Consider the following 14,916-nt stretch of genomic DNA (forward strand, 5'->3'; position numbering starts at 1 on the left):
AAGCAGCGAAACCACACTTTTGCGCGATGCGGACACCTGGCCCGGGTAATAAAAAAGACGCGTCAACTGCACGCGTCTTTTTCGATGAGGTCCCGTGGCGCAGAGCCTTCGCTCAGTCGCCGGCGAGCTTCCACTTGCCGTCGACGATCTGCACCATCACGCGCGCCCGCTGATCGAGGCCGGCATGGTCGTTCCCGCTCATGTTGAAGATGCCGTGCGACGCGGGCAGATCTTTCGTGCCTTCGAGCGCGGCACGCAGCGCCTCGCGGAATGCCGGCGTGCCTGGCTGCCCCTTCTTCAACGCGAGCGGAATCGCATGCTGCAGCAGCAGACCCGCGTCCCATGCGTGACCGCCGAACGTCGACACCGACCCCGCGCCATATGCCGTTTCATACGCATGCTTGTACGCAAGTGCGCTCTTCTTCACCGGATTCGCCTCGGGCAGTTGCTCGGCGACCAGCAGTGGGCCAGCGGGCAGCCACGTGCCTTCGCAATCCTTGCCGCACACGCGCAGGAAGTCGTTGTTCGCGACGCCGTGCGTCTGATAGTACTTGCCCTTGTAGCCGCGCTCCTTCAGCGTTTTCTGCGGCAGCGCGGCCGGCGTGCCCGCACCGGCGATCAGCACCGCGTCCGGGTTCTGCGACATCATCTTCAGCACCTGGCCCGTGACCGATGCATCGTTGCGCGCGAAGCGCTCGGTCGCGACGATCTTGATCTTCGCGAGGTCAGCGGCTTTGCTGAATTCCTTGAACCAGCTCTCGCCGTACGCGTCGGAAAAGCCGATGAACGCGACCGTCTTCACACCGTGATTGGCCATGTGCTGCGCAATCGCCGTGGCCATCAGAATGTCGTTTTGCGGCGTTTTGAAGACCCATCCACGCTTCGCGTCCATCGGCTCGACGATGCCCGCGGCCGCGGCCAGAGAGATCATCGGCGTCGAGGTTTCGGCAGCGACGTCGATCATGGCGAGCGAGTTCGGCACGACGGTCGAGCCGATCAGTGCATCGACGTGGTCTTCGCTAGTGAGCTTGCGGGCGTTCTTGACCGCCTGGGTGGAATCGGTTGCGTCGTCGAGGACGATGTAGTCGATCTTCTGGCCCGCCACTTCTTTCGGCAGTAGCGCGATCGTGTTCTTTTCCGGAATGCCGAGCGATGCGGCCGGTCCTGTTGCCGACACGGTGACGCCGATTTTCACGTCCGCGAATGCATGGCCGCTCCAGGCAGCCGAGACCCCTGTGGCGACCAATGCCGCGCTGATCCAACGCAATGCCGACTTCATCCTGCTCCTCTATTAACCCCGTTATTCAATTGCAATTAAATCCGCGGATTTAATTGCCAACCCAGTGGTCGGTGAATAAGCGAGTGTAGCGGACGCAAGCGCCGTGCTGCAAGCGTTTCGCAGGCTTGTGATGTTTACCTGCAGCGGTTGGCGGAGAGTAAAAAATGGCGCGTGAAATAGCCGGGCGATCGCGTCAAAGATTCGATAAACACAAATAAAAAAGCGCTGTTGGATATCAATCCAACAGCGCTTTCTTCTGGGCACTGAGTGCCTCACTTGTCTCCTCGTTCTCCACCTGCAAATTCGTGGTGCATCAGAACTGCATGAAGATTAAACGACCACCCCAACAGTCACAACTAGCAATTACCCTAGTGGTGCACTGCGGCACCGGATTGGGGCGCGTAGGGCGCTTTTCGTCGCACGGTTTGCCACAGGTTCGCCCGAGTCCCTGATCCAGCGGACCTTCAGCACGAGCCGCAATTAGATCGGACGTCGAAGCAATTTCGTACCGCACTGCATCAAGCGAGCGACCACGCGGGCGGGATCAACCAGCCAATCTCAAGCCCGCAACGGTCGCACTCGCGCGACGATCTCACCGACGATGCCGCGCCGGAACGCCAGCACACACGCGATGAAAATCAGCCCGGTGACGATCGTCACCGATTCGCCGAGCGAGCGGAACCAGTCGATGCCGGTCATCGACGCGAGTGCCGAGCCGATATCGCCGAGCCTGTCTTCGAGCGACACGATCAACGCGGCGCCGAGCAACGGCCCGAACAGCGTGCCCATGCCGCCCACCAGCGTCATCAGGATCACGAGGCCGGACATCGTCCAATAGGCATCGCTCAGCGTTTCGAAGCCCTGCACCAGCACCTTCAGCGAACCCGCGAGACCCGCAATGCCGGCCGACAGGATGAATGCGAGCAGCTTGAAACGGTCGGTGTCGTAGCCGAGCGACACCGCGCGCGGCTCGTTTTCCTTGATCGCGACGAGCACCTGCCCGAACGGCGAATGCACGATCCGCACGATCAGCAGGAAAGCCGCGACGATCACCGCGAGCACGACGAAATATAGCGCGAGGTCCGAAGAGAGATCGAGCACGCCGAACAGCTTGCCGCGCGGCACGCCTTGCAGACCGTCTTCCCCGTGCGTGAACGGCGCCTGCAGGAACACGAAGTAGACCATCTGCGCGAGCGCGAGCGTCACCATCGCGAAGTAGATACCCTGACGGCGAATCGCGAAGAAGCCGACGACGAGCCCAAGCAGCGTCGCCGCCGCGGTGCCGCTCAGCACGCCGAGCTCCGGCGAAAAGCCGAGCGTCTGCATCGCATAGCCGGTGACGTAACCAGCCGACGCGAGAAACATCGCATGACCAAAGGACAGCAAGCCCGTATAGCCGATCAGCAGATTGAAGGCGGCCGCGAACAGCGCGAAGCACAGCACCTTCATCACGAAGAGCGGATAGATGCCGAGCACCGGCACCGCGAGCAGCACGATCAGCAGCAGACCGTAGAGCACCTTTCTCTGCATCATTTTTCCCTGCCGAAAAGACCCGCCGGACGCACGAGCAACACGAGCGCCATGATCACGAAGACGACGGTCGCCGACGCCTCGGGGTAGAACACACGCGTGAGTCCTTCGACTACGCCGAGCATCAGGCCGGTCAGGATCGAGCCCATGATCGAGCCCATGCCGCCGATCACGACCACCGCGAACACGGTGATGATCATCGACTGGCCCATCAGGGGCGAGACCTGAATCACCGGCGCGGCGAGCACGCCGGCAAACGCCGCGAGCGCGACGCCGAAGCCGTAGGTCAGCGTGATCATCAGCGGCACGTTGACGCCGAACGCCTCGACGAGCTTCGGGTTTTCGGTGCCCGCGCGCAGATACGCGCCAAGCCGCGTCTTCTCGATCACGAACCATGTCGCAAAGCACACGACCAGCGACGCGACGACCACCCATGCGCGATAGTTCGGCAGATACATGAAGCCGAGATTGGTCGCGCCCGACAGCGCCGACGGCACATCGTACGGCTGGCCCGACGAGCCGTAGATCGAATGGAATACGCCCTCGATCACGAGTGTGAGGCCAAACGTCAGCAACAGGCCATACAGATGATCGAGCTTGTAAAGCCAGCGCAGCATCGAGCGCTCGATCGCGACGCCGACCAGTCCGACGATCAGCGGCGCGAGCACGAGCATCACCCAGTACGGCAGATTGAAATACGACAGCCCCATCCACGCGAGCATCGCCCCGAGCATGAACAGCGCGCCATGCGCGAAGTTGATCACGTTGAGCAGGCCGAAAATAATCGCCAGCCCGAGGCTCAGAATCGCGTAGAACGAGCCGTTCACGAGCCCGAGCAGAAGCTGGCTCAGCATCGCCGGTAGCGGAACGCCAAAGATGTCCATTGAAGCCCTTAGCCCTTCAAGCCATCGTCAAGGTGAGATCGGTGACGCACGATCCGGCCGGCACGCGACGAGCGGCGACGCCGCCCATCGGCGTACGGCATCTGAAACGGTCATCCGCCAGCGCGTGCCCCTGCAGCGCCGGCGGTTCTCTCAGGTCTGCGCGGTCCTCGACCGCTTACTGCGCCCGCGCTTACTTCCACAGCGCGCAGCGGGTCTGCGCCTTGGTCGTGAAGACCTGATCGCCCGGAATCGTCGCAGTGATCTTGTAGTAATCCCACGGCTCCTTCGATTCGGCCGGCGTCTTCACCTGCATCAGGTACATGTCGTGGATCATGCTGCCGTCCTGACGGATGTAGCCCTTCGCGTAGAAGTCGTCGATCTTCGTCTTGTGCAACTGCGCCATCACCTTGTCCGGATCGGTCGAGCCCACCGCCTGCACCGCCTTCAGATAGTTCATCGCCGCCGAGTAGTCGGCAGCCTGCAGGCTCGACGGCATCTTCTTCATCTTGTCGAAGTACCGCTGCGACCACTTGCGCGTGTCGGCGTCCTTGTTCCAGTACCAGCTGTCGGTCAGCACCAGACCTTGCGTCGTTTCGAGACCGAGGCTGTGCACGTCGTTGATGAACATCAGCAGCGCGGCGAGCTTCATCGTCTTGGTGATGCCGAATTCCTTCGCGGCCTTGATCGCGTTGATCGTGTCGCCGCCCGCGTTCGCGAGGCCGAGGACCTGTGCCTTCGACGCCTGCGCCTGCAACAGGAACGATGAGAAGTCCGACGCCGACAGCGGATGACGCACCTCGCCGAGCACCTGGCCGCCGTTCGCCTTCACGACCTCCGCGGTCGCTTTTTCGAGCGCCTTGCCGAATGCGTAGTCTGCCGTCAGGAAGTACCAGGTCTTGCCGCCCTGCTTCGTCACGGCCGAGCCCGTGCCGTTCGCGAGCGCGGTCGTGTCGTATGCGTAGTGGATCGTGTACGGCGTGCATTGCTCGTTGGTCAACGTATCGGCGCCGGCGCCGACGCTGATATAGACCTTGTGCTTCTCGCCCGCGACGGTGTTAGTCGACAGCGCGGTCGCCGAGTTCGTGCCGCCGATCACCATGTCCACGCCGTCGCGGTCGAACCACTCGCGAGCGCGGGATGCCGCGATGTCCGCCTTGTTCTGGTGATCCGCGTACAGCACCGTGATCGGCTTGCCGTTGACCTTGCCGCCGAAGTCGGCGACCGCCATCCGGATCGCTTCAAGACCGCCCTGCCCGTCGATATCCGCGTACAGCCCCGACATGTCCGTGATGAAGCCGATCTTTACAGCATCGTCGGCCGCTTGCGCGCTGCCCAGCGTCAGTGCGGTGCCGGCGGCGACTGCGAAACAGAGTGAGGCAATTCGCGCGAGTGGGTTCCTTTTCATGCATGTCTCCTGGTTCTTCGCTTGTGGTTATCAGAGGCAGTCGGGCGCGCGTGTGTCCGTGTCTATACGCCCAGTAAATCGTGCAGCACCGGCATCTTGCCTTCGAGCTCGCTAGCCCCGAAATGCTCGACGATCATGCCGTGCTCCATCACATAGAAACGATCCGCGAGCGGCGCGGCGAAGCGGAAGTTCTGCTCGACCATCACGATCGTGTAGCCGCGCGCCTTCAGCGTAACGATCATGCGCGCGAGCGCCTGCACGATCACGGGCGCGAGCCCTTCCGAGATTTCGTCGAGCAGCAGCAGATTCGCGCCAGTGCGCAGAATCCGCGCGACCGCGAGCATCTGTTGTTCGCCGCCCGAGAGCCGCGTGCCCTGACTCATGCGCCGCTCGTGCAGATTCGGGAACATCGCGTAGATTTCCTCGAGCGACATCATGCGCGCCTTGTCGCCGACGGGCGGCGGCAGCAGCAGATTTTCCTCACACGACAGGCTCGAAAAAATGCCGCGCTCTTCCGGGCAATAGCCGATGCCGCAATGCGCGATGCGATGCGTGGGCAAGCCGACGGTTTCGCGTCCGTCGATACGGATCGAGCCGGTACGGCGACCCGTGAGGCCCATGATCGCGCGTAGCGTCGTGGTGCGGCCCGCGCCATTGCGTCCGAGCAGCGTCACGACCTCGCCGCGGCCGACCGACAGATCGACGCCGTGCAGAATGTGGGATTCCCCGTACCAGGCTTGCAGTCCCGCGATTTCCAGCGCGGGTGCGCCGCTTTTCGTTTCGTTCGCTTCGAGGCCTTCGCGCTCGACCGTCGTATTCATGCGTGGGCTCCGGCGAGCGCCGCGTCGGCGCTGCCCATGTAGGCTTGCATCACGAGCGGATTCTTCGACACTTCCGCGTAGCTGCCCTCAGCGAGCACTTCACCCCGTTGCAGCACGGTGATCGTGTCGGAGATACCGGCGATCACATTCATATTGTGTTCGACCATCAGGATCGTGCGTCCGGCCGACACTTTCTTGATCAGCGCGGTCACGCGATCGACGTCCTCATGACCCATGCCTTGCGTGGGCTCGTCGAGAAGCATCAGTTCCGGCTCCATCGCGAGCGTGGTCGCGATTTCGAGCGCGCGCTTGCGGCCGTAGGCGAGCTCGACCGTCAACACATCGGCGAAATCGGTCAGGCCGACCTGGGTCAGCAGATCCATCGCGCGATCGTTCAGACGGCGCAACGTACGCTCGCTCTTCCAGAAGTGAAACGCGGTGCCGAGCGAGCGCTGCAACCCGATGCGCACGTTCTGCAATGCCGTCAGATGCGGAAATACCGCGGAAATCTGGAACGAACGAATGATGCCGCGCCGCGCGATCTGAGCTGGCCGTTCGCCGGTGATATCGACACCGTTGAAAACGATCTGGCCCGCGGTGGGTTCGAGAAATTTGGTGAGCAGATTGAAGCAGGTGGTCTTGCCCGCTCCATTGGGGCCGATCAGCGCATGGATCGAGCCACGGCGCACGCGCAGGTTCACGCCGTTCACGGCGACAAAGCCTTTGAACTCGCGGGTGAGGCCGCGCGTTTCGAGAATCGTATCGCCGAGAATCATGTTCCCTTCCATACGGAGTAAGGCGAAGCACTACGATCTTTCCGCGCGAAGCTCCGCGCGACTTGTTATTTTTGCGGCACCCCTTGCCGCTCGTTGGCGTGCTGCACCAATCCGGACGGTGAGCCATGGCGCGGCACGCAGCATGGCTGCCATTGTCGCGCCAATGATGCAGCGCAATCATTGGGATTTGCACTTAGGGAACGAGGCCCGCGCCGTGCGTATGTGACGCGCGGTTCACACGCTTCACGTACGCGGCGGAAAACCTGACTGGTGCGCTCACCGAGTCATGTCACACAGCTGACATCGACGCGGCAACACCGGTATGCGCGGCCATGCTGCCGCTCACGCGCGCGCGACGATCCTCGCGGATCATGTCGCTGGCGCGCTCGGCGATCATCAGCGTCGGCGAATTGGTGTTACCTGACGTGATGTTGGGCATCACCGACGCATCGACGACACGCAAGCCCTCGACTCCGATAACTCGTAGCCGATTGTCGACGACCGCGGCGGGATCGTCGGTCGTGCCCATGCGGCAGGTGCCGACCGGATGGAAGATCGTCGTGCCGACCGCGCCCGCGGCCTGCTGCAATTCTTCTTCACTTTGATACTGGAGGCCCGGCAGGATCTCCCGCGGCTGATAGCGCGCGAGCGCGGGCGCCGCGACGATGCGACGCGTCAGACGTAGCGCGTTCGCGGCGACGTGGCGGTCGTAGTCGGTCGACAGATAGTTCGGCGCGATCAACGGTGGCGCGCAAGCATCGGCCGACGCAATATGAATGCTGCCGCGCGACGTGGGGCGCAGCTGACACACCGAAGCCGTGAACGCATTGAAGCGATGCAGCGGTTCCCCGAAGCGATCAAGCGACAAAGGCTGCACGTGATACTCGAGATCGGGTCGCGACAGCGAGCGATCGTCGGCGTCGGACTTCGCGAACGCGCCAAGTTGCGACGGCGACATCGACATCGGTCCGCTCTGAAACAACGCGTACTGCATGCCGATCATCAGCTTGCCCCACCAGTGCGCGGACATCGTATTCAGCGTGCGCACGCCCTGCACCTGATACGCCATGCGCAGTTGCAGATGGTCCTGCAGATTTTCACCGACACCGCGCAGATCCTGAACGACCTCGATGCCGAGATTCTGCAGACGCGCGCCATTGCCGACACCGGACAATTCGAGCAGTTGCGGCGAGTTGACCGCGCCGGCGGAAAGGATCACTTCGCAACGCGCTTTGGCGAGATAGTCGACCTCGCCGCCACGATATTCGACTCCGGTGCAGCGGCGGCCATCGAACACGACACGCTGCGTGTGGGCGCCGGTGATGACAGTGAGGTTCTCCCGCTTCAACGCGGGCCGCAAAAATGCCTTCGACGCATTCCAGCGAATGCCACGCTTCTGGTTGACGTCGAAGTAGCCGACACCGGTGTTATCGCCGCGATTGAAATCGTCGGTGGCGGGGATGCCGGTTTGCTGCGCGGCTTGCGCGAACTCTTCGAGAATCTTCCATTTGAGGCGCTGCTTCTCGACGCGCCACGGTCCGCCCGCGCCGTGCGCTTCGTTGGCGCCGCCGTGGTGATCCTCGCTGCGCCTGAAGACCGGCAGCACCGCGTTCCAGGACCACGTCCTGTCGTTCGTCACACGCGCCCACTCGTCGTAGTCTTCCCGCTGACCGCGCATGTAGATCATGCCGTTGATCGACGAACTGCCGCCGAGCACACGCCCGCGCGGATACGACAGCGTGCGGCCGTTCAGACCCGGCTCGGCCTGGGTCTTGTACAGCCAGTCCGTGCGCGGATTGCCGATGCAATACAGGTAGCCGACCGGCACGTGAATCCAGTGATAGTCGTCCTTCCCCCCGGCTTCGAGCAGCAGCACGTGGATGTCGGGATCTTCGGTGAGCCGGTTCGCCAGCACGCAGCCGGCGGTACCCGCGCCGACGATGACGTAGTCGAACTCGCCTTCGAGTCGCCGCGCGGCGCGAGGCGTACTGTCGCTATGACTCATCGTTCAGCCTCCTAAGCATCTTTGCGGCGCACGCGTGGCTGCTCGATCGCTTCCACGCATGCGCCGCGAAACGCTTTTATTGCGCTTTTATTGCGCATTTATTGTTTTCCTGGCGCGCTTGCCGACTTGATGCCGCGCAAAGCCGCTAGCTTACTTGGCGACCGGCATCGTGAATTCGGCGCCCTTCGCGATGCTGTCAGGCCAGCGCTGCATGATGCTCTTGTAGCGCGTGTAAAACCGCACGCCTTCCTCGCCGTACGCATGATGATCGCCGAACAGCGACTTCTTCCAGCCGCCGAACGAATGCCAGGCCATCGGCACCGGAATCGGCACGTTGATGCCGACCATGCCGATCTCGATCTGTCGGGAAAACGCGCGTGCAATGCCGCCGTCGGACGTGAACAGGGACACGCCGTTCGCAAACTGATTCGCGTTGATCAGTTCGACTGCGGAGGCGAAGTCGGGCACGCGCACGACGCACAGCACCGGTCCGAAAATCTCCTCGCGGTAGATCTTCATGTCGGGTAACACGTCGTCGAACAGCGTGCCGCCGAGGAAGAAACCCTTCTCGTGCCCCGCGACCTGATGACCGCGCCCATCGACGACGAGCTTCGCGCCCGCGGCGACGCCAGCGTCGATATAGCCGAGCACCTTGTCGCGATGCGCGCCGGTGACGAGCGGCCCCATCTCGGCCGCCGCTTCCATGCCGTTGAGGATCTTCAGGCTATTCACGCGCGGCGTCAGACGCTCGATCAGCTCATCGGCGATATGCCCCACCGCGACCGCCACCGAAATCGCCATGCAGCGCTCGCCGGCCGAGCCGTAGGCGGCGCCGATCAGGGCGTCGACGGCCTGGTCGAGATCGGCGTCGGGCATTACGACGAGGTGATTCTTGGCACCGCCCAACGCCTGCACGCGCTTGCCGCGCTTCGTGCCTTCGGTGTAGATGTATTCGGCGATCGGCGTGGAGCCGACGAACGACAGCGCGCTGACTTCCGGATGCACGAGCAGCGCGTCGACCGCGACCTTGTCGCCGTGCACGACGTTGAACACGCCGTCCGGCAGGCCGGCTTCCTTCAGCAGTTCGGCGAGCCGGTTCGACGCGGACGGATCGCGTTCGGACGGTTTCAGCACGAAGGTGTTGCCGCACGCGAGCGCGACGGGGAACATCCAGCACGGCACCATCATCGGGAAATTGAACGGCGTGATGCCCGCGACCACGCCGAGCGGCTGCCGCAGATTCCAGTTGTCGATGCCGCCGCCAATCTGATCGGTGAAATCGGTCTTCAGCAGATTCGGGATGCCGCACGCGAATTCGACGATCTCGATGCCGCGCATCACCTCGCCCTTGGCGTCGGAAAACACCTTGCCGTGCTCGCGCGTGATCAGCTCCGCGAGCTCATCGTGATGACGGTCGAGCAGTTCCTTGAACTTGAACAGCACCCGCGCGCGTTTGATCGGCGCGGTTTCGCTCCAGGCGGGAAACGCGGCTTTGGCGGCAGCGACCGCGGCGTCCACCTCGGCGACGCTCGCGAGCGGCACGCGCGCGCTGACGCTGCCGAGCGCCGGATTGAAGACGTCGCCGAAGCGCCCGCTCGTGCCTTCGACCGTCTTGCCGTTGATGAAATGGCTCAGCGCGCGTGCACTCGCCGCGCTGCGTGCGGCTTCGTCCTGCGCGGTTGCGTTGGAATATGTCTCGCTCATCTCGTTCCTCTTTCCTGTGAAATCTTCCGCTTCGCGCGCGATGCCGCGCGCACAAGCGTGCTGAACACCAAGCGTACGGCCCTTACAAGCGACAAATCCAATAAGTAATGCTCATCTGCGCTATAAGCCGAGCTAATATCAGCATATGGATCTGACTCTCCTTAGGGCCTTCGTCACCGTCGCACGCGAGGGCAACCTTACGCGTGCCGCGGTGCAACTGCATCTGACCCAACCTGCCGTCAGCCTGCAAATCAAGCACTTGCAGGAGACGCTCGGCGTGACGCTGTTCACGCGGACTTCGCACGGGCTCGCGCTGACCCGCGACGGCCAGGCGCTGCTGCCGCATGCCGAACGCGCGCTCGGCGCGGCAGCCGACGTCCAGCGGGCGGCGCAGACGCTGCGCCAGGAAGTATGCGGGCGCCTGCGCATCGGCACCATTCTCGACCCGGAGTTTTTGCGCCTCGGCGGTTTCCTGAAGCAGCTCGTCGAGACCTGGCCGCAGATCGAAACCGCGCTGCGCCACGGCATGTCGGGCTGGGTGCGCGAACAGATTCGCGCGGGCGAGCTCGACGTCGGCTATTACATTGGCCTGCCCGCCGACGACGAGACGCGCGACGGCGCCACGTTTCACGCGGTCACGCTCACGCATTTCCAGTATCGCGTGCTCGCGCCGGCGGGCTGGAAAGATCGCGTGAAGGGTGCGCGAGACTGGCGCTCGCTCGCGGCGCTGCCGTGGATCTGGACGCCGCCGGCGTCCGCGCACAACCGGCTGCTGTCGCGCTGTTTCGGCGAAGCCGGTGTGAAGCCGGTCAAGGTGGCCGAGGTGGACCAGGAGCCGTCGATGCTCGATCTGGTCAAATCGGGCGTCGGTCTCACGCTTGCGCGCGATGCAACCGCGATCGCGGAGGCGCATGCGCACGCGCTGACGATCGTCGATGGCATAACGGTGCCGACGCAGCTGAGCTTCATCACGCTCGACGAGCGCAAGGACGAGCCAGCGATCGCGGCGGCGTTGAAGCTGATCGAACAGCAGTGGGCGATTTGAGCGGGGACGGTCTGACGCGTTGCGATATGAGTCTCGCTAATGCCCGCCCTCTCCCACTTGTCCGCCGAGCTGAAACCGCTCCGTCACGAAGTTTTTGCTAGATTAGCGGTTTGCGCTCGCGCAGCGCCCTCGCAGCTTTCCGTTCCGCCTGGCTTCGTCCTTCCCGGCGGCCTCCGCCCGGCAACACCAGCAACTCCGGAGCCGCCGCTCACTTCCCCATCCACAGGAGCCTGACATGGCACGCAACATCGAAATCAAAGCCCGCGCCCAGCATTTCGACCAACTGCGCGAGCGCGCCGCACAGCTCGCGACGGACGCGCCGCTGATCTTCCGCCAGCAGGACTTTTTCTACGACGTGCCGCGCGGCCGCCTGAAGCTGCGCCAGTTCGACGACGGCACGCCGGCCGAGCTGATCTTCTATCAGCGCGACGACCGCGACGGCCCGAAGGCGTCGTACTACACGCGCAGTCCGGTGACGAATCCCGAAGCGATGCATGCGCTGCTCGCGACCGCGCTGACCACGCGCGGCATCGTCTCGAAAGAGCGGCACGTATATCTGAGCGGGCGCACGCGGATTCATCTGGATCGCGTCGACGGTCTCGGCGATTTCGTCGAACTCGAAGTGGTGCTCGCGCAGGACGACGACGAAGAAGGCGGCCACGCGGAAGCACAAGCGATGTTCAAGAGCCTTGGCGTATCGGAAGCGGATCTGGTGCCGGTCGCGTATGTCGATCTGCTGAATGCCGACGACGAGCCGCAGCGGGCGGCATAGAGATCCCGTCACCGCAGGGGCCGCGGCAACGCATGCGCGGCTCCCTCTTCCTGTCAGTCGGCACTGCCGGCAACGGCTTCGAACGCTCAAACCGCCGCCGCCCCCGGCGCCAGATGCCCGAGCGGCAACGGCCCATTGCGCTTGAACGTGGTCAGCACGATATTCGAGCGCACGCTATCGACACCCGGCACGCGCATCAGCTTCTTCATCACGAAGGTCGACAGGTAATTCAGATCCGGCGCGACGATGCGCAGCAGATAGTCGGCATCGCCGACGACCGCGTGACATTCGAGCACTTCGGGCAGCAAGTCGATCTGCTGCTGAAACTGCTCGATGATCGAATCGCCGTGATGCTTCAGCTTCAGGCTCGTGAAAGCGGTGACGCCAAGCCCAAGCTTTTCGGGCCGCAGCACGACGCGATAGCCATCCACCACGCCGACCTGTTCCAGCCGTTGCAGGCGTCGCCCGATCTGCGACGGCGACAGCGGCACCTGCTCCGCCAACTGCTGATGCGTGGCGCGGCCGAAGCGCTGCAGCACGTCGAGCAGCGCGAGATCGAAGTGGTCGAGTTCAAGCATGGTGATATCCCGCATTAATCTGCCATTTAACACGCGATTATCGCATAACTATCCGCTTATACGCGAAACTTGCGCCCTTTCCGCACGTGCTCCGCTCTACACTCGCATACACCGATCTCATGCAATCCGTCTTGTTACGGCAGCCTCGCCATGTCCACCGCCAGCACCGCCAAACTCAAGGAACAGTTCGACGCCGGTCTCGAGACCCGCGCCGACTTCACGATCGATCAGCCGCTTGAGTGCTACGGCACGGTTGACCATGCGGGCTGGCGACAACTGTACGCGCGCCAAACAGCCTTGCTCGAAGGCCGTGTCTGCGATGAATTCTTCGCGGGCGTCGAGCGCATCGGCCTGCCGTCGGAGCGCGTGCCGTCCTTCGAAGACGTCAACGCGCCTGCCTACGCGGCGGGCGACCTGTTCGACGGCGACTGCGTGATTACGCGTGGCACCCGCGAGGGTTGGAACACCGGCGGCGACGTTTGAACGAAAAGCCATCGCAAACCGATCCGGCCCAGCGTGCGGCGAGCGTTGCGCAACCATGAAAAAATGACGGATTCGTCCGCCTGCCGGCGAGCGAGTTCGACGAGCGAGGTAACACCATGATTCAGAAACTGACTTCCGACGAGCGAACCCAGCAACTGGCGAAACTGAATGGCTGGCAAAGCGTGGCTGAGCGCGATGCGATTCGCCGCGCGTTCGAGTTCGCCGACTTCAACGAGGCCTTCGGCTTCATGACGCGCGTCGCGATCAAGGCGCAGGAGATGGACCACCATCCCGAGTGGTTCAACGTGTACAACAAGGTCGACATCACGCTGTCCACCCATGAAGCGAACGGCGTGACCGAACGCGACATCGCGCTTGCCGCATTCATCGACGGGATTACTATGTAATACCAATAATTACGGGCCTTTATGCGTGTTTATGCATAACTCGCCGCCTAATCAGGTGACCATGAAAGGACAATGCAGGCAATTCCTTAGGCAAACCTTCAGTTCTACAGGCTATTCTTAAGTTGAACGTAAGCTTCCCAGGCCTGCCGTGCAATCGGGTCGAAACGATCGAGTGATAGCGACTGCTGACGCTGTACAATCAGCAGCGCATACGGCTTGGAGAGCGCGCTTGCCTCCTTGCACAGAACGTGTTCGTCGCCGCTTGAAGGTGAGCGGGTGCGCCAGAAGTTGATCGCGGCTTCCAGTTCGTGAATGCTGATCTCGGACATGACTTCGTGATGGCTGGCACGGTGCTTCGATTCGGCTCGACAGCTGCTTCGTGGCGCGTCTGCCGCCGCTTCGCACGCTGGCTGTGTAGCAGGCGCCCCGGCGAACCGCTTGCCCAAACGCCTAAACCCATTGTACTTGAGCGAAATCCATGCGACTCCTTCTGATCGAAGATGACCGCCCCATCGCACGCGGCATCCAAAGCAGTCTCGAACAAGCCGGCTTCACCGTCGACATGGTCCATGACGGCATCTTTGCCGAGCAGGCCCTCACGCAAAATCGCCACGAACTCGTGATCCTCGATCTGGGTCTGCCGGGCATCGACGGCATGACGCTGCTGTCGCGTTTCCGCCAGAGCAACCGTCACACGCCGGTGATCATCCTGACCGCGCGCGACGAACTGAACGACCGCGTGCAAGGCCTGAACTCGGGCGCGGACGACTACATGCTGAAGCCGTTCGAGCCGGCCGAGCTCGAAGCGCGTATTCGCGCGGTGATGCGCCGCAGCGGTCCGCACGGTGACATGCCGCGTCCGGAAGTGTCGCTGGGCGGCGTGCGGCTGTCGGGCGTCGACCGCCGCATCTTCAACGACGACAAACCGCTCGAACTGTCGCCGCGCGAATTCGCGGTGCTCGAAATGCTGCTGCTGCGTCACGGCCGCGTCGTCAGCAAGGCGCAACTACAGGATCATCTGACACACTTCGGCGGCGACCTCGGCGATACCGCGATCGAAGTCTACGTGCACCGCGTGCGCAAGAAGCTCGAGAACTGCCGTGTCGAAATCGTCACCGTGCGTGGCTTTGGCTACCTGTTGCAGGAAATTCGCCAGGCCGCATGATCGTCGTGAAGGCCGCGCATTGCGTCGCGGCCTGACGGCGCCGGAGCGGCGCCGCGCATCGG

At 62.9% G+C, this 14,916-nt stretch carries 14 protein-coding genes and 1 pseudogene; 5 read left to right on the forward strand and 10 right to left on the reverse strand.

Annotated elements, in window-relative coordinates:
* Window positions 1-112 precede the first annotated feature (112 nt).
* From OKW37_RS03990 to OKW37_RS04025, 8 genes are all read right to left on the reverse strand, one after another.
* Window positions 113-1,279 (reverse strand): ABC transporter substrate-binding protein, encoded by a 1,167-nt coding sequence (locus OKW37_RS03990; protein WP_429407944.1) that lies wholly within the window; start codon window positions 1,277-1,279, stop codon window positions 113-115.
* 558 nt (window positions 1,280-1,837) lie between these two features.
* Window positions 1,838-2,809 carry a branched-chain amino acid ABC transporter permease gene (locus tag OKW37_RS03995; protein WP_429408495.1) on the reverse strand — a complete coding sequence of 324 codons (972 nt, stop codon included), beginning with the start codon at window positions 2,807-2,809 and terminating at the stop codon, window positions 1,838-1,840.
* On the reverse strand, window positions 2,809-3,693 hold the full coding sequence (locus OKW37_RS04000; RefSeq protein ID WP_184036882.1) for a branched-chain amino acid ABC transporter permease: 885 nt from the start codon (window positions 3,691-3,693) through the stop codon (window positions 2,809-2,811). Before OKW37_RS04000 ends, OKW37_RS03995 begins: the two co-directional genes overlap by 1 nt.
* A 190-nt stretch (window positions 3,694-3,883) precedes the next feature.
* Window positions 3,884-5,098: an ABC transporter substrate-binding protein gene (locus OKW37_RS04005; protein WP_429407942.1), complete on the reverse strand. Its 1,215-nt coding sequence runs from the start codon at window positions 5,096-5,098 to the stop codon at window positions 3,884-3,886.
* 62 nt (window positions 5,099-5,160) lie between these two features.
* Window positions 5,161-5,919 carry an ABC transporter ATP-binding protein gene (locus tag OKW37_RS04010; RefSeq protein WP_184036876.1) on the reverse strand — a complete coding sequence of 253 codons (759 nt, stop codon included), beginning with the start codon at window positions 5,917-5,919 and terminating at the stop codon, window positions 5,161-5,163.
* Entirely contained in the window at window positions 5,916-6,695 is a 780-nt protein-coding gene (locus OKW37_RS04015; RefSeq protein ID WP_018418872.1) for an ABC transporter ATP-binding protein, read from the reverse strand. The genes OKW37_RS04010 and OKW37_RS04015 overlap by 4 nt, the downstream gene beginning before the upstream one ends.
* A gap of 289 nt (window positions 6,696-6,984) precedes the next feature.
* A complete protein-coding gene (locus tag OKW37_RS04020; RefSeq protein WP_429407940.1) occupies window positions 6,985-8,700 on the reverse strand; it encodes a GMC family oxidoreductase in 1,716 nt (571 codons plus the stop codon).
* 150 nt (window positions 8,701-8,850) lie between these two features.
* Window positions 8,851-10,404 carry a CoA-acylating methylmalonate-semialdehyde dehydrogenase gene (locus tag OKW37_RS04025; RefSeq protein WP_429407938.1) on the reverse strand — a complete coding sequence of 518 codons (1,554 nt, stop codon included), beginning with the start codon at window positions 10,402-10,404 and terminating at the stop codon, window positions 8,851-8,853.
* Window positions 10,405-10,549: 145 nt separating this feature from the next.
* Between OKW37_RS04025 and OKW37_RS04030 the strand changes: the two genes are divergently transcribed.
* Together OKW37_RS04030 and OKW37_RS04035 are read left to right on the forward strand one after the other, a co-directional pair.
* Window positions 10,550-11,449, forward strand: a complete 900-nt coding sequence (locus OKW37_RS04030; RefSeq protein WP_429407936.1) for a LysR family transcriptional regulator — start codon at window positions 10,550-10,552, stop codon at window positions 11,447-11,449.
* A gap of 235 nt (window positions 11,450-11,684) precedes the next feature.
* Entirely contained in the window at window positions 11,685-12,221 is a 537-nt protein-coding gene (locus tag OKW37_RS04035) for a class IV adenylate cyclase (RefSeq protein WP_184051682.1), read from the forward strand.
* Between the two features lie 86 nt (window positions 12,222-12,307).
* On the opposite strand, the gene OKW37_RS04040 is transcribed toward OKW37_RS04035, so the two are convergent.
* Window positions 12,308-12,799, reverse strand: a complete 492-nt coding sequence (locus OKW37_RS04040) for an Lrp/AsnC family transcriptional regulator (protein WP_090805519.1) — start codon at window positions 12,797-12,799, stop codon at window positions 12,308-12,310.
* Between the two features lie 150 nt (window positions 12,800-12,949).
* Here OKW37_RS04040 and OKW37_RS04045 point away from each other — a divergent pair.
* Window positions 12,950-13,189 (forward strand): annotated as a pseudogene (locus OKW37_RS04045) (phenylalanine 4-monooxygenase); the annotation flags it as partial.
* A 209-nt stretch (window positions 13,190-13,398) separates the two neighbouring features.
* Window positions 13,399-13,689, forward strand: a complete 291-nt coding sequence (locus OKW37_RS04050; protein ID WP_187612237.1) for a 4a-hydroxytetrahydrobiopterin dehydratase — start codon at window positions 13,399-13,401, stop codon at window positions 13,687-13,689.
* A gap of 104 nt (window positions 13,690-13,793) precedes the next feature.
* Here OKW37_RS04050 and OKW37_RS04055 read toward each other — a convergent pair whose 3' ends face one another.
* On the reverse strand, window positions 13,794-14,018 hold the full coding sequence (locus tag OKW37_RS04055) for a DUF3717 domain-containing protein (RefSeq protein WP_090802357.1): 225 nt from the start codon (window positions 14,016-14,018) through the stop codon (window positions 13,794-13,796).
* 149 nt (window positions 14,019-14,167) lie between these two features.
* Here OKW37_RS04055 and OKW37_RS04060 point away from each other — a divergent pair, with 149 nt between their 5' ends.
* Entirely contained in the window at window positions 14,168-14,854 is a 687-nt protein-coding gene (locus OKW37_RS04060) for a response regulator (protein ID WP_013090980.1), read from the forward strand.
* The last annotated feature ends 62 nt before the right edge of the window (window positions 14,855-14,916 follow it).

Origin of the sequence: Paraburkholderia sp. MM5482-R2, from assembly GCF_050436125.1 — a bacterium.
GTDB lineage: Bacteria > Pseudomonadota > Gammaproteobacteria > Burkholderiales > Burkholderiaceae > Paraburkholderia > Paraburkholderia tuberum.